A 16,998-nucleotide genomic window follows, 5' to 3' on the forward strand; every position below is an offset into this window, starting at 1 on the left:
GGCGCGCGGGTCAGAACAGCGGCTGCGGGCGGCCGCTGTCGTCCAGCAACGCCGCCTCCAGGACGGGCAGCGGTACCCGGCACACGTTCGCGAACCGGCGTTCGGCTCCGAGACGGAACCGCCCGGCGGTCACCGTGCGACCGTCCTCAGCCGTCCACGACAGCGAGACGTACCAGGAGGATTCGGGGCGCACGTCGAACCCTTCCGGAACCGAGGGGTACTGGTCGGTCAGCACGATCGGCAACCGGTGGCGTAGACGCCACGACTCACCGATGTCGACCAGCAGGTACCGGTTCAGAGCCTCCGCGTCGTCGGTGGTGAAGTCGATCCGGGGTTCGTCCCGCTCGAGAGAGGTGATGACGAAGCGGCCCGCCTGCACCGTCACCGTCTGCACCACGTCGAGGTCTCCCCACACCGCCACGCCGTCCGCGAGCCGGATCGGCCGATCCTCGCGCTCGGCCATCCGCAGGACGGTCTCGTCCACCACCACGTTCACGCTGTCGGCACTCCCTCCCGGTCAGAACAACGGCTGCGGGCGGCCGCTGTCGTCCAGCAACGCCGCCTCCAGGACGGGCAGCGGCACCCGGCACACGTTCGCGAACCGGCGCTCGGCCCCGAACGAGAACTCACCGGCGGTGACCCTACGACCATCTTCAGCGGTCCAGACGATCTCGACGTCCCCCACGGGGTTCTCCCGCACCTCGAACTCATCCGGGACCGGCGGGTACTGGTCGGTCAGCACGATCGGTAGCCCACGACTCGTGCGCAGCGACTCACCGAGGTCCACCAGCAGGTACCGGTTCAGAGCCCCCGCGTCATCGGTGGTGACGTGGACGCGGGGCTCGTCCCGCTCGACGGAGGTGACGACGAAGCGGCCCCCCTCCACCGTCAGCCGGTATGTCACGTCGAGGTCCCCCCACAGTGCTCCCTCGTCCGTGAGCCGGATCGGTCGCCCTCGCGACTGCGCCATCCGCGGGACGCTCTCATCCAGGACCACGACCATCGCGCCAGCCCACCCCTCGGTCAGAACAACGGCTGCGGTCGGCCGCTGTCGTCCAACAGCGTCGCTTCAAGAACGGGCAGCGGAACCCGGCACACGTTCGCCAGCCGGCGCTCGGACTCGAACCGCAGGTTCCCCGCGGTGACCGTGCGACCGTCGTCGGCGGTCCAGGACATCTCGACGTCACCGCGGGGATCAGCCCGCACCTCGAACCCGGCCGGGACCGGCGGGTACAGGCGGGTCACCACGATCGGCAGACCACGCCGAAGACGCCACGACTCACCGAACTGGACGAGCAGGTAGTGGTTCAGAACCCCTACGTCGTCGGTGCTGAAGTCGGTCCGGGTCTTGCCCCGCTCGGTGGTCGTGACGACGAAACGGTCCCCCTCCACCGACACCTGCCGCGTCACATCGAGATCTCCCCACTCGACACCCTCGGGCGTGGGTCGGACCGGCTGCTCCCCGAGCTCCGCGAACCGAACGACGGTCTCGTCCAGGTCGATCACCGTCACTTCAGCACCTCCATCCTCTTGAGGTCCTCGACAGACACTTCCGCATCGTTCCGAGTGTCCATGAACCGCACCTGCCGCCCACCGCCGGGCTGCCCGAACGCGGGGGCGATCTCCGAGACTTCGATGCGCATCCAGTCCGGCATCTCCCCACCCAGCGAGTACTCGTGCAGGTCGGCTCCCATCGTGTACGGCGGCAGGGCCCTGTCGCCGTACGGCGTCCCCGGCGGGATCCCCAGGTACCCCCCGGTGGGGGGACCGATCCGGTCGAACCGGCTGCCGAACGTGTCCTTGAAGGCGGCGAGGTCGTCGTAGAGGATCTTCGTCCCGGGCACGGCGCCGTCGTTCGGCGGCCACCGCCTGGAGCCGTCCTGGTGCAGGTACCGCGCGGCCCACTCCTCCTGCGTCAAGGGTGCGCCGGTGACGGGGTCCTTCCCCCACGGGTGGGCGGGGTCGGCGCCGAGGTCGGTGGCCCAGGGCTGGGTCTGCTTCGCCAGGTACCCCTGGGCCTGCTCGGCGGTGCCGCCGTCCCCGACGTCGTGGCCGTACTGCTTCTCGCGGGCGGTGAGTTCCTCCTCCACCGCCCGCGTCCAGCCGCGCCCGGCGGCCTGACCGCCGACCGTGGGGTACGTCCCGGTGGGGTGCAGGTACCGGTCGAGGAACCGGTCGATCTCCTGCCGCCACGGCGTCGGGAGGTGCTTGAACAGCTTCTGCCCGCCCTTGGCGATCGCCCCGACGCCGATCAGGGAGGTGGCGGCCATCGCGAGTTCGCCCGCGCCGCGCTGCATGAGGTCCTGGCCGTCGATGGTGCCCTCGCCCCAGTCGGCGAGGACGTCGAGGAAGTCGCCGGCGGACACGAGCGTGAACCCCGCCCCCACGACGAGCATCCCCGCCTGCGCCCCGGCCAGCGCCCCGGCCAGGCCGCCCGGCACGGCCCCGACGCCGAACGTGCCCGCGCCGACGACGACGCCGACCCCGAGGGCCCCGGCGACGGCGAGCGCGACGGTGAGGACCGCGCCGATCGCGACGACGACCCAGCCGACGATCCGCAGCGCCTTCGCGACCCAGCGGAACGCGCCGACGTGCTCGCCGATCCAGTCGCGGACGCCCGCGAGGTGCCCGTCGACCCACTCCCCGGCCTCCCCGGTCACCTCGTCCCAGCGTCGCCCGGCGTCGGCGACGGCGGCCACGACGGCGTGGGGGGCGGCGTCCCACAGGGCCGCGGCGACGTCCGGGGCGGCGTGCCAGGCCGTCGTGGCGGTCGTGCGGACGGTGTCCCACGTCTGCTCGGCCAGGACGGGGGCGATCGTCGCGGCGGCCCGCAGGGTGGCCTCGACCCGGTCGCGGGCGACGTCGGCGACGGCGGCGCCGGTGCGCCAGGCGGTGGTGACGTCGTGGGCGACGCGCTCGAACCCCTCGCGCACGGCGTGCTCGGCCCGCTCGACGGTGCCGCCGAGCCAGTCGGTGACCGACCGGGCCGCGGCCGCGACCCGGTCGTCGAGGTCGAGCTCGTCGTCGCTACCGGGCGCCCAGGTCACGCGGGTGGTGGTCCCGGCGGGTTCGAACGCGGGGCTCAGCCCGGCCGGGGCGGGGGCGGCGGTGCCGTCGACGACGGTGAGGGTCTGGCCGAACCGCCCGGAGTACCGCAGCGCGGCGAGGTCCTCGGCGCGGCGGCGGTGCTCGGCGACGACGGGCAGGACCCGCTGGTCGAGGCCGTCGGCCAGCACGAGCAGGTCGTCGAAGGCGTCGGGGGCGACGCCCAGGGACCGGGCGCGGGTCCGCAGGCCGGACCAGGTGCCGAGGAGTTCGTCGCGGGTCGCCCGGACGTCGCGCTCGACCCCGCGCACGGCGTCGGGGTTGATCTCGACCAGGCGCACGCTTCGACCTCCGTGGGGGACGCCGACCCGTCGCGGCACTGCCGCCCACGGTAGGGACGTCCCGGCGACGGGAACCGCCGGCAGCGCCCGATCGGCCGACGGCCCGGTCCCCTCAGGTCCCCCGTTCGGCCCCGGAGGGGGCACGGGTGGTGAGCGCGGCCAGCGGGGCGCGCAGCTTCAGCAGCACCTCGTCGACCTCGGCGTCGGGGTCGGAGTCGAGGACGATCGCGCCACCGGCCCCGACCCGCCACTCCCCGCCGGCCCGCACGGCGGTGCGGATGACGACGGCGAGGTCGGCGGCGCCGGTGAGGGAGAACCAGCCGATCGTCCCGGAGTAGATCCCCCGGGGACGCTGCTCGAGGGCGTCGATGATCTGCGTGGTGCGCAGCTTCGGCGCCCCCGTCATCGACCCGGGCGGGAAGCACGCCCGCAGGCAGTCGACGGCGCCCACGTCCGGCCGCAACCGGCCGCGGACGGTCGTCACGAGCTGGTGCACGGTCGGCAGGGTCTCGACCTCCATGAGGTGCGGCACCGTGACGGTCCCGGGGGCGCAGACCCGCCCGAGGTCGTTGCGCAGCAGGTCCACGACCATGAGGTTCTCGGCGCGGGTCTTCGGGTCGGACTGCAGGGCAGCGGGATCGGTGTCGACGGCGGCGGTCCCCTTAATGGGCCGGGTCTCGACCTGACCGGTGCCGGTGACGTGCAGGAACCGTTCAGGGGAACTGCCGACGACCTCGACCCCGGCGGCGCGCAGGTACGCCGCGTAGGGGGCGGGGTTGTCCCGCCGCAACCGGCGGTACGCCGCGAACCCGGCTCCCGGGTCCGGGGTCGCGGGCACGCGGGCGCCGGTGGTCAGGCAGATCTCGTAGCTCTCCCCCGCGCGCAGCTGCCCCTGGGCGGCGACGACGTCGCGGCGGTACCGCGCCGGGGAGGTCTCCAGGGTCACCGGCAGGTCCGGCGGTGGCGGGGGGTCCGGCAGCGGCGGCGGGTCCGCCACCGCGGCGGCCGTGCGCTCCACCCAGGCGGGGTCGTCGAGGGCGACGACCCAGGTGTGGTCGGTGTCGTGGTCGATCCCGACGAAGCGGTCCACGAACACCCAGTGCGCGGCGGGGGTGCCGTCCCCGGCACCGGTGGGGAACCCGCACTCGCCCTTCGCCTCGTAGCCGGCCCAGCCGACCCAGCCGCCGGTGAACTCGAACGGCAGCGCGTCGGCGCCGTCGACCCCGGTCGCCGCGAGCCGCGTGGACAGTTCCGCCAGCGAGCCGACGGCGGGACCGTCCAGCGGCCCCAGGAAGGAGAACCGCCCCGACCCGGCGCCGCGGGCGGCGGAGTCCAGCCAGAACGCCTCGCCGCCGAACAGGTGGGCCAGGACCCGTTCGCCGTCGGCGGCGCCGGGCAGCCGCCGGGCGTGCACCCGGTGCCGCACGGGGTGGCCGAACCGGCGGCACCAGCGGACGAAGTTCTCCACGATCCGCGCGCCGGTGGTGCTGGCGACCGACTCGGGGTGGAACTGCACCCCCACCTGCGGCCGGTGCCGGTGCCGCAGCGCCATGAGGACGCCGTCGTCGGCCCAGGCGAGGGGTTCGAGGTCGTCCGGCAGGGGTTCGGCGACGCGGAAGGAGTGGTAGCGGGTCGCGGCGAAACCCGGCGGCAGCCCCGCCAGCACGGAGGTCCCGGTGTGCCGGACCCGGTCGACGAACCCGTGCCGCGGCTGCGGGGCGGCGTCGACGACCGCCCCGGCGGCCAGCGCGATGCCCTGCATCCCCAGGCACACCCCCAGCACGGGGACCTGCGCGCGGGCCAGCACGTCGGCCGACAGCGCGAAGTCGCGGGCCACCGCGGGGTGACCGGGTCCCGGGGAGACGACGATCCCGGCGAACCCGTCCAGGTCGAGCTCGCCGGGGGCCACGTCGTCGTCGCTGACGACCACCGGGTCGGTGCCGGTGGCCACGGCCAGGAGCTGGACGAGGTTGTGGGTGTAGGAGTCGTGGTTGTCCACGACGAGCCAGCGCACCCCCGGATTGTCCTACGCCTTGCGCAGGTCCCGGGCCAGTCCGGCCTGCGCGACGACCTCGGCCAGCCCGGCCCCGATGGAGGCGGTGACGACCGCGGCGACGGCCCCCTCCAGGAACGGGGCGTCGACCAGGGCCACCGGGGCGTCGTCGAGGTCGGCCAGGACGGTCTTCGCGGTGAGCACGGCGCTGCCCAGGTCCACCAGCAGCGCCACCTCGTCCCCGGCCGAGACCGCCTGCCGCACCGCGCGCTCCAGGGCGTCGGCGTCGGTGCCCAGCCGCCCGTCGGCCGTCCCGCCGACCGCGAGGACCGTCGCCGACGGGGCCATCTGGCCGGCGAGGTCGGCCACGCCGCGCGCCACGGCCGCGCTGTGCGAGAGCAGCACCACGGTGACGCTCACGCGACCGCCGCCAGCGCCCGCACCAGCAGCACGACCGACTGCGCCCCCGGGTCCCGGTGGCCGGTGCCGCGCTCGCCGAGGTAGCTGGCCCGGCCCTTGCGCGCCACGAGCGGTTCGGTGGACGCCGCGCCCGCCTCGGCCGCGGCGGCGGCCTCGGCGACCGTGCGCCCGGCCTCCAGGGCCTCGACCGCCGGGGTGAGGGCGTCCACGAGCGTCGCGTCGCCCACCTGCGCCCCGCCGAGCTTCACGACCCCGTCGAGCCCGGCGCGCAGCGCGGCCGCCAGCGCGGGCCCGTCGGCGTCCTCCGTCTCGCCCAGCGCCTTGCCGGCGCGGCGCAGCAGGGTCCCGAACAGCGGTCCGCTGGCGCCGCCGACGGTGCTGACGAGGGTCGAGCCGGCGGTGGTGAGCACGGCCCCGGGGGTGGCGGGGGCCTGGGCGTCGAGGGCCTCCAGGACGGCGTGCACCCCGCGCTGGAGGTTCACGCCGTGGTCGGAGTCCCCGATGGGCCGGTCGAGGTCGGTGAGGGCGGCGGCGTGCTCGTCGACGGCGGCCGCGAACGCCCGCAGCCAGGCGGTCGCGGTGGCGGTGTTCACGCGCCCCACCGCAGGGCGGGGGTGCGGACCGGGGCGTCCCACAGGGCGAGCAGCTCGGGGGTGGCGCGGCAGACGCTGACCATGGCCCCGGCCATCTCCAGGCTCGTGACGTGGTTGCCGACCAGGAACCGGACCGGGCGGGCGCCGCGGGCGGTGAGCTCGTCCACGACGTCGGCGGCCAGGACCTGCAGTTCCAGCAGCGGCGTCCCGCCCATGCCGTTGACGAGCAGGAGGAGGTCCTCCCCGTCCAGCGGCAGGTCCTCGTCGATCGCGGCGACGGAGGTGCGGGCGACCTCGCGGGCCACCCCGGTGGCCGGGACGGGGACGCGGCGGCGGCCGGGTTCGCCGTGGATGCCGATGCCCAGTTCCATCTCCCCCGCGGGCAGGTCGAACCCGGGCCGGTCCGATCCCGGTGTGGTGCAGGCGCTCAGCGCCACCCCGAAGCTGCGGCTGCGGGCGACGACGTCGCGGCCGAGGGCGGCGACCTCGGCCAGCGGGCGGCCCTGCTCGGCGGCCGCGCCGAGGAGCTTCTCCACGAACAGGGTGCCGCCGGTGCCGCGGCGGCCGGCGGTGTAGAGGCTGTCGGTGACGGCGACGTCGTCGTCGACCAGGACGGTGGCCACCTCGATGCCGTCGTCGTCGGCGAGCTCGGCGGCCATCTGGAAGTTCAGGACGTCGCCGGTGTAGTTCTTCACGACGTGCACGACCCCGCCGCCGCTGGAGGCGGCGGTGGTCGCGGCGAGGACCTGGTCGGGCACCGGTGAGGTGAACACGGCCCCGCAGGCGGCGGCGTCGAGCATCCCGAGGCCGACGAACCCGGCGTGCAGCGGTTCGTGGCCCGAGCCGCCGCCGGAGACGAGGCCGACCTTGCCGGGGCGGCGGTCGGGGTCGGCGCGGGCGACGACGCCGCGCTCGGGGTCGACGGCGAGCTCGGGGTGGACCGCGGCCAGCCCGCGCAGCGCGTCGGTGACGGCGCGCGCGGGGTCGTCGAGCAGCTTGGGGGTGGTCATCGCAGAGCTCCTTCGCCCGGGGAGCGCCCAAAGTATCCTCAGTCGGCGAAGTTCGGAACCGCCTCCCGGGCGTCGGGGACGCGGTCGTGCGGTTCCTGCCACGCCTCCTGCCGGCCCAGGGCCGTCATGTCGAGGAACGCGTACGCGCCGCCGAGCTGCTCGGTGCCCCGCGCGAACGTCGAGTACGTGTGGAACACGCGCCCGCCGGTGGTCAGGAAGCAGCTGTAGCCGGGCACCTCGCCGGGGTTCTCCAGCGCCCACCCCATCCCGGCCCCGCGCAGCTCGTCGGCGTCGCGGTAGTTCAGTTCCACCGGGGCCACGGCGGGGTCGAGGGTGGCGTGGAACTCGTGGTTGAAGGACCCCCCGAACGAGCTGACCCACGGGAACGTCCAGCCCCGTTCCCGGGCCGCGCGGGCCAGCTCCTCCCAGGGCGCGCGGGAGACGGCGACGAACGTGGTGCGGCGGGCGTGCAGGTGCTCCAGCAGACCGTCGCTCAGCTCGTCCAGCGCCGCCGAGCAGGACGGGCACGGGGCGTCCCACCCGGGGCCGAACATGACGTGCTGGACGACGAGCTGGTCACGCCCGGCGAACAGGTCCGCGAGGCCGACCTCGCCGTCGGGTCCGGTGAACCGGTGGTCGGTGGTGACCTCGACCATCGGCAACCGGCGCCGGTCCGCGGCGAGGGCGTCCTGGGCGCGGGTCAGCTCCTTCTCGCGCCTCAGCAGGTCCTTGCGGGCCCGCAGCCACTCCTCACGGGTGGTGACCTCCGGCAGAGCCACGGCGTCCTCCTCGTCCTCACGGGTTCCCGGGTGGTTCCCGGTGACGAGGGGTGGACCCCGCCGGGGGCGGGAACTCACCGGTCAGTCGGCGGGCCGTTCCACGACGGTCCGGTCGAGGGGTTCGAGGTCGGCCGGCTGCACGCTGAGGCTGGGGAACTCGGCCAGCGGGCCGGACTCCGCCTGGTCCCAGTCGTCGAAGGTCAGGCCGCTCTGCAGGTAGACGACGAGCAGCCGGGCCAGGGCGACGAGGCCGTCGACGTGGGCGCGCTCGTGGCCGTGGCTGGAGTCCAGGCCGAAGCCGAGCAGCGCGTGCCGCGCCTCGATGCCCGCCTCCAGGGCGGGGGCGGCGTCGGAGCGGTAGTGCCGGTAGACGTCGCGGACCGCGGGGATGCCGTGCTCGCGGGCCAGGCCGTGCAGCCGCCGGGACAGGTGGTAGTCGAAGGGCCCGGTCATGTCGAGCATCGCGACGCTGACCATCTCCTCGCGGGAGTTCTGCCCCTCGGCGACCACCGCGTTGTCGACGGCGACCAGCTCGGCGACGTCGGGGGCCAGCCCGTGGGTCGCGCCGAACCCGACCTCCTCGCCGATGGTGACGAGGAACTGGGCGCTGACGGCCAGCGGCAGGTCGGCGTCGCGCAGCGCCTTGAGGGCGGTCAGGCAGGCGGCCAGCCCAGCCTTGTCGTCGAGGTGGCGGGACTTCACGTACCCGTGGCGGGTCAGCTGCGGGGCGGCGTCGAGCGCGACGTAGTCGCCGACCTCGACGCCGAGGGCGCGGACGTCGGCCGCGGACGCGACGGGTTCGTCGATGCGGACCTCGACGTAGGGCCAGCCCACGCCCTGGGTGTCGATCTCGTCGCCGAAGGTGTGCCCGCTGCTCTTCAGCGGCAGGACCGTCCCGGTGTACGTGCGGTCGTGGTCGTCGGTGAAGATCGTGACGTGGGCGCCCTCGGAGAACCGGGCGCTGTGGCTGCCGACGGGCACGACCTCGAGGCGGCCGGACGCCTTCACCTGCTTGACCATCAGCCCGATCGTGTCGGCGTGCACGACGACGGCCCGGCGCACCTTCTCCGAGCGGCCCCTCAGGGTGGCCCGCAGGATGCCGCGGCGGGTCAGGTCGAACGGCAGGCCGAGGGCCGCGACGTGGTCGCCGACGGCCTGCATGACGGCGTCGGTGCGCCCCGAGGGGCTGGGGATGCGCAGCATCTCCATGAGCGTGCTCGTGAGGTACTCGACGTCGATCGGGACGTCCACGGGGACGGGTGCGGGCTGGGGGTTCGGGTTCGCGCTCATCACCGGCGATGCTGCCAGGGAACGCGGGAGGATGTCCCGGTGGACCTCACGGACGTGCTCGACGACCTGTACGGCTCCCCGCCGGCGGAGTTCACCGCGACCCGGGACGCCTACGCCCGGCAGGCCCGGGACGCCGGCGAGCGCGACCTCGCCGCCCGCATCGGCGGCCTGCGCCGGCCGCTGGTCCCGGCGTGGGCGGTGAACCTGCTGCGGCGCGAGCGCGCCGGGGACGTCGAGCGGCTGCTGGAGCTCGGCGCGGCCATGCGGGAGGCGACGGCGTCGCTGGCCGGGCCGGAGCTGCGCGCGCTGAGCGTGCAGCAGCACCAGGTCCTGGAGGCCCTGCGGGTGCAGGCGGGCCGGCTGACCCGCGACGCCGGGGTGCGGTTGTCCCCCGAGGCCGGGGAGAAGGTGGTGGCCACGCTGCGCGCCGGGATGAGCGACCCCGCGGCCGCGGACGCCGTGCGGTCCGGGACCCTGGTGCGGCCGCTGGAGGCCACCGGGTTCGGCGGCGTGGACCTCGAGGGGGCCACCGCCGTCGACGCGCCCCCGGCCCCGCGCCGGCCCCCCGCCCGGCGCGCCCCGGCCCCCCGCGACGAGCTGACGGCGCGGCGGGAGGAGAAGGCCGCCCGGGCGGCCGAGCGCGAGCGCGCCGAGGCCGAGCGCCGCGAGCGGGAGCGGGCCGAGCTGGCGGCCGCGGTGGAGGCGGCGCGGGAAGAGCTGCGCGAGGCCCGCGACGAGGCGGCCTCCACGTCCGGGGACCTGGCGTCGGCGCAGCGCCGGCACCGGGACCTGACGCGGCGCCGCGACGACCTGCGGGCCCGGCTCGACGCCGTCACCGGGCAGCTGGCGGCCGCCGGGGAGGACCTGCGCGGGGCCGAGCGCGCCGCGCACGCCGCCGGGGAGCGGGTGGGGGCCGCCGAGCGGGAGCTGGAGCACCTGCGCTCCCGCGCGGGCGACTGACCCCCGGGGGGGATCAGCGCTGGTCGCGGGGGCAGGCGTAGGCCGTGCGGCCGGCCAGCGTCCACGTCCGCACCGGCTCCCCGCAGCGCCGGCAGGTGGGCCGCTTGTAGACCCACCGCTCGTCCGGGGCGCCCGGGTCGGACACGACCTGCCCCGCGTCCACCCCCAGCCGCAGGTGCCGCACCGCGAGGTCCCACAGCGTCGCCGCCTCGTCCGGCCCGGCGCGGCGGGCGGGGTCGAGGCCGGCGAGGAACAGCAGCTCGGCGCGCCAGGCGTTGCCGATGCCCGCCCACACGGACTGGTCCAGCAGCGCGGCGCCGACGGCCGACCGGGACCGCCCCAGCCGCCGCGCCGCCTCGTCCCGGCCCGCCTCCCCGACCCGCAGCGGGTCCGGTCCCAGCGTCGCCAGCAGCGCCTCCCGGCCCGCCGCGTCCAGCGCCTCGCACCGGCTGGGCGCGATGAGGGAGAACGCCTCCCGCTCCCCCGCCAGCCGCAGGCGCGTCCCGGCCCGCGGCGCCAGCCCGAGGTCGGCGGTCCGCAGGTAGACGCCCTTCATCCCCAGGTGGACGTGCACGTCGGGGGCGTCCTCGAAGGAGTACAGCAGGTGCTTGCCGTACGCCTGGACGTCCAGCAGCCGGTGCCCGTCGAACGGGCGCGTCTCGAACCGGCCCTGCGGGCTCGTCACGGACAGCACCTGCCCCGCCAGCGCCTCGCGCTGGTCGCGGGCGTGGCGGTGCAGGGAGTGCGCCTCGGGCACCTAGACCTGCGTGCGGGTCTCGGGGAACAGCAGGTCCAGGAACCGCTGCGCCGTCGGGCGCGGGGAGTGGTTGGCCAGGCCGGGCCGCTCGTTGGCCTCGATGACGACGTGCTCGGGACCGGACACGTCCGGCACCAGGAGGTCCAGGCCCGTCACCGGGATCCCCAGGGCCCGGCTGGCCGCGACGGCCGCGTCGACGAGGTCGGGGTGCAGGTCGTCGGTGACGTCGTCGATCGTCCCGCCGGTGTGCAGGTTCGCGGTGCGGCGCACCTCCAGCCGCTGCCCGCGCGGCAGCACGTCGCCCAGGCCGAACCCGGCGTCGGCCACGACGGCCTCGGTCGTCGCGTCCAGCGGGATGCTCGACTCCCCGCCGGTGGCGGCCTCGCGGCGGCGGCTCTGCTTGGTGACCAGGGTGCGGATGTCGTCGGCACCGGTCCCGATGACGGCGGCCGGGCGGCGCACCGCGGCGGCGACGACCTCGTGGTCGATGACGACGATCCGCAGGTCCTGCCCGGGCACGAGCTCCTCGACGAGGACGTCGGGGCAGTGCGCGGCGGCCTCGGCGACCGCCGCGCGCAGCGCGTCGCCGCCGCCGACCCCGACGGTGATCCCCTTGCCCTGCTCCCCCCGCGCCGGTTTCACCACCACGGGGCCGGTCTCGGCGACCAGGCGCTCGCAGGCGGCCAGGCCCTCGGTGTCGCGCAACGGGTCCGGGGCCAGTTCCACCGCGCGCGGCACCCGCACCCCGCGCGCGGCCAGCAGCCGCCGCGTCACCCGCTTGTCGTCGCAGCGGCTCATCGCGACCGCGTTGGTGAGCTCGGACAGCGATTCGCGCGTCAGCAGCGACCGGCCCGCGTACGTCAGCCGCATCTCCCCGCTGAGGGCGTCGGTGACCTCCACCCGCACCCCGCGCCGCAGGGCCTCGTCGGCGATGATCCGCGCGTACGGGTTGAGGTCGGCCAGCCCCTCGGGCTGGGGGGAGAACAGCGGCCGGTTGATGGGGTTCTTCCGCTTGACCACGACGGGCGCCGCGGGCCGGAAACCCAGCCGCCGGTACAGCGCGATCGCGCCGTGGTTGTCGTGCATCACCGACAGGTCCAGGATGGCCCGGCCCCGGGCCACGTACCGCTCGGCCAGCACCCGCACCAGGGCCTCGCCCACCCCGCGCGGGGCGGCCTGCGGGTCCGCGGCCAGGCACCACAGGCTCGCGCCCTGGTCGGGGTCGCCGAAGGCCAGGACGTGGTCGACACCGGTGACGGTGCCGACGATCTCGCGGGTGCGGGTGTCCTCGGCGACGAGGTAGGTGAAGGTGCGGGTCCGGTGGTTGGCCCACATGACGTCGACGTCGGAGGTGACCATCCCGCACGCGGCGTAGATGCGGTTCACCTCGTCCAGCTCGTCGCGGTCGCGGACCATCCGGACGAAGACGTCGGGGTTGCGGTCGCGCGGAGCCCGGTAGCGGGCCAGCGGCAGCCGGAACGTGATCGAGGGGTCCAGGAACAGCTCGTGCGGGGCCATCCCCACCAGGACCTGCGGTTCGCGGACGTACATCGCGATGTCCCGCTCGCCGGTCTCCTCCGCGCGCAGGGCGTCGACGATGGCGGACTGGTCGGTGAACGTCTGGCCGAACACCAGCCGGCCCCACCCCATGTCCAGGACCACGTCGTCGTTCATGTCGTCGGTGAACCACTGCGGGGGCCGCTGCCACGTCCGGCTGGAGATGGTGGGCGCGTCCAGCGCCCGGTGGCGCAGCCCGGCCAGCGTGCTGCGGCGCTTCGTGCTCGAGGTCATCGTGAACCCCCGCTCAGGCGATCCCGTGCTGCTGCAACCACATCTCCAGCAGACCCAGCTGCCACAGCTTGTTGCCCCGCAGCGGGGTGAGTTCCCCGTTGGGGTCGGCGAGCAGCCCGTCCACGTACCCGGGGCGGAACAGCGCGCGCTCGCGCGCCGCCCGGCTGGACAGGGCGTCCTTGACCAGGCCGAGGACCTTCCCCTCCAGGTGCGTGATGGCCGGCACCGGGAAGTACCCCTTGGGCCGGTCGATGACCTCGCGCGGGATCACCCGGTAGCCGACCTGCTTGAGGATCCCCTTGCCGCCGTTCGCCAGCTGGAGCTCCGGCGGGACCGCCGCGGCGAGCTCGACGAGCTCGTGGTCCAGGAACGGGACGCGCGCCTCCAGCCCCCACGCCATCGACGTGTTGTCGACCCGCTTGACGGGGTCGTCGACGAGCATGACCTCGGTGTCCAGGCGCAGGGCGGCGTCGACGGCGGTGTCGGCGCCGGGGCGGGCGAAGTGCTCGCGCACGAACTCGCGCGAGACGTCGGTGGCCGTCAGCCACTGCGGGTTCAGCACCTGCCCCACCTGCGCGTGGTCGCGGTCGAAGAACGCGGCGGCGTAGGCGTCGACGCCCTGCGCGGGCGTCAGGCCCGTCAGCGGCGGGTACCAGTGGTACCCGCCGAACACCTCGTCGGCGCCCTGCCCGGACTGCACGACCTTGATGCTCTGCGAGACCTGCTGGCAGAGCAGGTCGAACGCGACGACGTCGTGGCTGACCATGGGTTCGCTCATGGCGCCCACGGCGTGCCCGAGGGCGCCGACGAGCTCGTCGCCGGTGACGCGGATGCGGTGGTGGTTCGTGCCGAACCGCTCGGCGATGACGTCGGAGTAGGCGAACTCGTCGCCCTCGCGGCCCCCGACGGACTCGAAGCCGATCGAGTACGTCGCCAGGTCGGTCTGCCCCTGCTCGGCGAGCAGGGCGGTGATGAGGCTGGAGTCCAGCCCCCCGGACAGCAGGACGCCCACGGGCACGTCGGCGACGGTGCGGCGCTTCACCGCCGTCCGCAGGGACTCCAGGACGGCGTCCTCCCAGTCCCGCTCGCTGAACCCGGCGAACTCCTCGCGCCGCACGTGGTCCGGCGACCAGTACCGGTGCTCCCTGGACGTCCCGTCGGCCTCGACCACCCGGACCGTCGCGGGCGGCAGCTTGCGGACGCCCGTCAGGACGGTGTGCGGGGCGGGCACGACGGCGTGCCACGTCAGGTAGTGGTGCAGCGCGACCGGGTCGATCGTCGTGTCGACGTCGCCCGCGGCCAGCAGCGCCGGCAGGCTGGAGGCGAACCGCAGCCGGCCCGGCGTCTCGGCCAGGTACAGCGGCTTGATCCCGAGGCGGTCGCGCATGAGGACGACCCGGCCGGTGTCGCGCTCGTGGACGACGACGGCGAACATGCCGATGAGGTGGTCCACGACGTCGGTGCCCCACCGGTGGTAGCCCTTGACGATGACCTCGGTGTCGGAGGTCGACACGAACCGGTAGCCGTACCCGATGAGCTCCTCGCGCAGCTGCGGGTAGTTGTAGACGCAGCCGTTGAACACGGCGGTCAGCCCCAGCTCGGGGTCGGTCATCGGCTGGGCGCCGCACGCGGACAGGTCGATGATCGACAGCCGCCGGTGCCCGAACGCGACCGGGCCCTGCGCCCAGACCCCCTCGCCGTCGGGTCCGCGGGGGGCGAGCGTCTGCGACATCCGCTGGACCGCCGCGACGTCCGCCGCGCGCCCGTCGAACCTGACCTCACCGCACAGACCGCACATGGCGGTACATGCAACCGCAGGATCAGCCCGGCGGCCAGGTGAAGTCGCGCCCGCCGAGCACGTGGCCGTGCACGTGGAAGACCGACTGCCCCACCGCGGTGCCGGTGTTGAACACCAGCCGGTACTCCCCGCCGCAGCGCTCGTCGGCGATGCGCTGGGCGACCTCGACGAGCCGGGCCAGGGTGGCCGGGGCCGCCGCCGCGAGCTCGGCGACGTTCTCGTACCGCTCGCGCGGGATGACCAGGACGTGGGTGGGGGCCTGCGGGGCGATGTCCTCGAAGGCGACGACCAGGTCGTCGGAGTGGACGATCGTGGCCGGCACGTCCCCGGCCACGATCTTGAGGAACAGGTCGTCGGGGGCGCGTTCGACGCGGGAGACCTCGGCCATGCCCCGCACGCTACCGGGGCGCGGGGCGCGGCGGACGGACCGCGAAGATCTCCGGGTCGGGTGTCAACCGTGACCCCGCGCGGCACGTCTACGGGGTGTGAGGGTGGTGGAGGAGCTCGTGGTCGGCGCTGACGACCCCCGCTCGTGGTCGGCCGACGAGGCCGTCGGCGCGTTGTACGCGGCGCACTGGCAGCGGTTCGTCGCGCTCGCGACGTCCCTGCTGGGCGGGTCCGCGAGCGCCGAGGAGGTCGTCGCCGACGCCTTCGTCACCCTGCACCGGCGGTGGGGGGGTCTGGCGGACAAGGGGTCCGCGGTCGCCTACCTGCGCACGAGCGTGGTGAACGGGGCGCGCGACGTCCTGCGGCACCGCGTGGTGGCCGACCGCCGCCGCCCGCTGCCCGACCCGGCGCCGGAGGGCCCCGAGGAGCACGCGGTGCGGGCCAGCGAGCACCGCACGGTGCTGGCGGCCCTGGAGGCGCTGCCGGCGCGGCAGCGGGAGGTCCTGGTGCTGCGGTACCAGGGGGAGATGTCCGAGCAGGACATCGCCGACGCCCTCGGCATCAGCCGGGGTGCGGTCAAGACGCACGCGCACCGCGGGTTGTCCGCGCTGCGCGAGGTGATGAGCCGCGAGGTGAACCCGTGAACGACCAGACCCCGCTGGGTCCGCTGCCGGACCCGGACGGTGACGACGACCTGAGCCCCACCGCGCGGCAGCTGCGCGACGCCCTGGCCGCACGGGCGGCCGGGGTGCGGCCGACCGACCGTCTCGAGGAGATCCGCGTGAGCAGCCGAGCCCGCCGTCGTCGTACCCGCGCGTGGGCGGCGGTGGCCGGGGTCGCCGCCACCGTCGTCGTGGGCGGCGGGGCGTACGCCGTGACCCAGCGCGACGGGGGCGAGGTGCGGGTCGTGGCGGCCTCCTCGTCGTCGGAGACGTCCGTGGCCCCCGCGTCGTCCGCCCCGGCGCCCTCCTCGCCCCCGGAGGTCACGCAGGTCCCGGCGGCGCCGCGGTCGAGCGGGGCCCCGGCGCCGGCGACGTCCGCGCCGCAGCCGAGGGCCACCGGGTCGACGGCCGCGGCGCAGCCGTTGCCGTCGGGCGCGGCCTCGGTCCCGGTGTACTGGCTCGGCGGGCAGCCGGCGAAGCTGTTCCGCGAGTACGTGGCGGCCGGCGACGGGCCCGACGACGCGACGAACGCGCTGCGGGCCATGCTCTCCGGCGAGCCGAGCGACCCGGACTACTCCAGCCCCTGGTCGGCGGACCCCTCGGCCCGGGTGACCGCCACCGGCGGGCGGCTGGTCGTGGACCTGTCCGCGGCCGCGGCGGCGGGGTCCACCCCGGACCCGGCGGCGGCGGTGCAGCAACTGGTCCACACCGTGACGGCGGCGGCGGGGTCGACCGACCCGGTGGTGGTCCGCGTCGACGGCGCGACCGGCCCGACGCTGTTCGGGACGCCGGTCGCGCCGGAGCTGACCCGCGCGCCGCAGGCCGACGTGCAGGCCCCGGCGTGGATCACGCGGGTCGTGCCCGGGGCGGGGTCGGTGACGGTCGAGGGCGTCGGCACGGCCTTCGAGGGCACCCTGCTGTGCACGCTCACCGACGCGGCGGGCACCGAGGTGGCGCGGGACGCGGTGCAGGCGGGGGCGAACGGGACGTTCGGGGAGTTCTCGTTCACCGCGCAGGTGCCGGCGGGGACGTACACCGTGGCGGTGTTCGCCCCCGACGAGTCCGGCGGTGAGGGCACCCCGGCCGTGGGCGACACCAAGGACGTCACGGTGCGTTGACCCCCGGGCCTGAGCCGTCACCCGGACGGCTCAGGTCCGCACCCCCGGCTGCCG

General features: G+C 75.4%; 17 protein-coding genes. 3 read left to right on the forward strand and 14 right to left on the reverse strand.

What is annotated here, in order from left to right; genetic code table 11:
* Positions 1 to 10: 10 nt before the first annotated feature.
* The 10 genes from ACRYM6_RS02255 to ACRYM6_RS02300 form a co-directional block, all read right to left on the reverse strand.
* Positions 11 to 484: a hypothetical protein gene (locus ACRYM6_RS02255; RefSeq protein ID WP_432540838.1), complete on the reverse strand. Its 474-nt coding sequence runs from the start codon at positions 482 to 484 to the stop codon at positions 11 to 13.
* Positions 485 to 517: 33 nt separating this feature from the next.
* Positions 518 to 904, reverse strand: coding sequence for a hypothetical protein (locus tag ACRYM6_RS02260; RefSeq protein WP_432540839.1), 387 nt, complete (start codon positions 902 to 904; stop codon positions 518 to 520).
* A 119-nt stretch (positions 905 to 1,023) separates the two neighbouring features.
* On the reverse strand, positions 1,024 to 1,392 hold the full coding sequence (locus tag ACRYM6_RS02265) for a hypothetical protein (RefSeq protein WP_432540841.1): 369 nt from the start codon (positions 1,390 to 1,392) through the stop codon (positions 1,024 to 1,026).
* Between the two features lie 116 nt (positions 1,393 to 1,508).
* Positions 1,509 to 3,386: a TNT domain-containing protein gene (locus tag ACRYM6_RS02270; RefSeq protein ID WP_432540843.1), complete on the reverse strand. Its 1,878-nt coding sequence runs from the start codon at positions 3,384 to 3,386 to the stop codon at positions 1,509 to 1,511.
* Between the two features lie 112 nt (positions 3,387 to 3,498).
* Entirely contained in the window at positions 3,499 to 5,400 is a 1,902-nt protein-coding gene (locus ACRYM6_RS02275; protein ID WP_432540845.1) for a chorismate-binding protein, read from the reverse strand.
* Between the two features lie 12 nt (positions 5,401 to 5,412).
* Positions 5,413 to 5,799 (reverse strand): dihydroxyacetone kinase phosphoryl donor subunit DhaM, encoded by a 387-nt coding sequence (gene dhaM / locus ACRYM6_RS02280; RefSeq protein ID WP_432540846.1) that lies wholly within the window; start codon positions 5,797 to 5,799, stop codon positions 5,413 to 5,415.
* Positions 5,796 to 6,392, reverse strand: a complete 597-nt coding sequence (dhaL, locus tag ACRYM6_RS02285) for a dihydroxyacetone kinase subunit DhaL (protein WP_432540847.1) — start codon at positions 6,390 to 6,392, stop codon at positions 5,796 to 5,798. Before dhaL ends, dhaM begins: the two co-directional genes overlap by 4 nt.
* Positions 6,389 to 7,402, reverse strand: coding sequence for a dihydroxyacetone kinase subunit DhaK (dhaK, locus tag ACRYM6_RS02290; RefSeq protein ID WP_432540848.1), 1,014 nt, complete (start codon positions 7,400 to 7,402; stop codon positions 6,389 to 6,391). Before dhaK ends, dhaL begins: the two co-directional genes overlap by 4 nt.
* A gap of 38 nt (positions 7,403 to 7,440) precedes the next feature.
* Positions 7,441 to 8,181, reverse strand: coding sequence for a DUF899 domain-containing protein (locus ACRYM6_RS02295; protein ID WP_432540849.1), 741 nt, complete (start codon positions 8,179 to 8,181; stop codon positions 7,441 to 7,443).
* Positions 8,182 to 8,262: 81 nt separating this feature from the next.
* The gene (locus ACRYM6_RS02300; RefSeq protein ID WP_432540851.1) at positions 8,263 to 9,471 is read right to left on the reverse strand and encodes an osmoprotectant NAGGN system M42 family peptidase; all 1,209 of its coding nucleotides are present in this window, start codon (positions 9,469 to 9,471) and stop codon (positions 8,263 to 8,265) included.
* 39 nt (positions 9,472 to 9,510) lie between these two features.
* Here ACRYM6_RS02300 and ACRYM6_RS02305 point away from each other — a divergent pair, with 39 nt between their 5' ends.
* Entirely contained in the window at positions 9,511 to 10,431 is a 921-nt protein-coding gene (locus tag ACRYM6_RS02305) for a hypothetical protein (RefSeq protein ID WP_432540852.1), read from the forward strand.
* Between the two features lie 13 nt (positions 10,432 to 10,444).
* On the opposite strand, the gene ACRYM6_RS02310 is transcribed toward ACRYM6_RS02305, so the two are convergent.
* From ACRYM6_RS02310 to ACRYM6_RS02325, 4 genes are read right to left on the reverse strand one after another with little or no spacing between them, the layout of a single operon-like run.
* On the reverse strand, positions 10,445 to 11,188 hold the full coding sequence (locus ACRYM6_RS02310) for a DNA-formamidopyrimidine glycosylase family protein (RefSeq protein ID WP_432540853.1): 744 nt from the start codon (positions 11,186 to 11,188) through the stop codon (positions 10,445 to 10,447).
* The gene (ngg, locus tag ACRYM6_RS02315) at positions 11,189 to 12,979 is read right to left on the reverse strand and encodes an N-acetylglutaminylglutamine synthetase (RefSeq protein WP_432540854.1); all 1,791 of its coding nucleotides are present in this window, start codon (positions 12,977 to 12,979) and stop codon (positions 11,189 to 11,191) included. It lies immediately after the preceding gene.
* 13 nt (positions 12,980 to 12,992) lie between these two features.
* The gene (locus ACRYM6_RS02320; protein WP_432540856.1) at positions 12,993 to 14,777 is read right to left on the reverse strand and encodes an N-acetylglutaminylglutamine amidotransferase; all 1,785 of its coding nucleotides are present in this window, start codon (positions 14,775 to 14,777) and stop codon (positions 12,993 to 12,995) included.
* 22 nt (positions 14,778 to 14,799) lie between these two features.
* Positions 14,800 to 15,165: an HIT domain-containing protein gene (locus tag ACRYM6_RS02325; protein ID WP_432540858.1), complete on the reverse strand. Its 366-nt coding sequence runs from the start codon at positions 15,163 to 15,165 to the stop codon at positions 14,800 to 14,802.
* Between the two features lie 106 nt (positions 15,166 to 15,271).
* On the opposite strand from ACRYM6_RS02325, the gene ACRYM6_RS02330 reads away from it, so the two are divergent.
* Both ACRYM6_RS02330 and ACRYM6_RS02335 read left to right on the forward strand, forming a co-directional pair.
* Positions 15,272 to 15,808 carry an RNA polymerase sigma factor gene (locus ACRYM6_RS02330; RefSeq protein WP_432540860.1) on the forward strand — a complete coding sequence of 179 codons (537 nt, stop codon included), beginning with the start codon at positions 15,272 to 15,274 and terminating at the stop codon, positions 15,806 to 15,808.
* Positions 15,805 to 16,944: a Gmad2 immunoglobulin-like domain-containing protein gene (locus ACRYM6_RS02335; RefSeq protein WP_432540862.1), complete on the forward strand. Its 1,140-nt coding sequence runs from the start codon at positions 15,805 to 15,807 to the stop codon at positions 16,942 to 16,944. The genes ACRYM6_RS02330 and ACRYM6_RS02335 overlap by 4 nt, the downstream gene beginning before the upstream one ends.
* Positions 16,945 to 16,998: the final 54 nt, after the last annotated feature.

Origin of the sequence: Kineococcus rugosus (assembly GCF_050871975.1) — a bacterium.
Classification (GTDB): Bacteria; Actinomycetota; Actinomycetes; order Actinomycetales; family Kineococcaceae; genus Kineococcus.

What these genes read in the sequence shown, in the direction of transcription:
- ACRYM6_RS02300 (WP_432540851.1), bottom strand. Translation starts at nt 9,471, where the DNA reads ATGAGCGCGAACCCGAACCCCCAGCCCGCACCCGTCCCCGTGGACGTC.
- ACRYM6_RS02325 (WP_432540858.1), bottom strand. Translation starts at nt 15,165, where the DNA reads ATGGCCGAGGTCTCCCGCGTCGAACGCGCCCCCGACGACCTGTTCCTC.
- dhaK (WP_432540848.1), bottom strand. Translation starts at nt 7,402, where the DNA reads ATGACCACCCCCAAGCTGCTCGACGACCCCGCGCGCGCCGTCACCGAC.
- ACRYM6_RS02320 (WP_432540856.1), bottom strand. Translation starts at nt 14,777, where the DNA reads ATGTGCGGTCTGTGCGGTGAGGTCAGGTTCGACGGGCGCGCGGCGGAC.
- ngg (WP_432540854.1), bottom strand. Translation starts at nt 12,979, where the DNA reads ATGACCTCGAGCACGAAGCGCCGCAGCACGCTGGCCGGGCTGCGCCAC.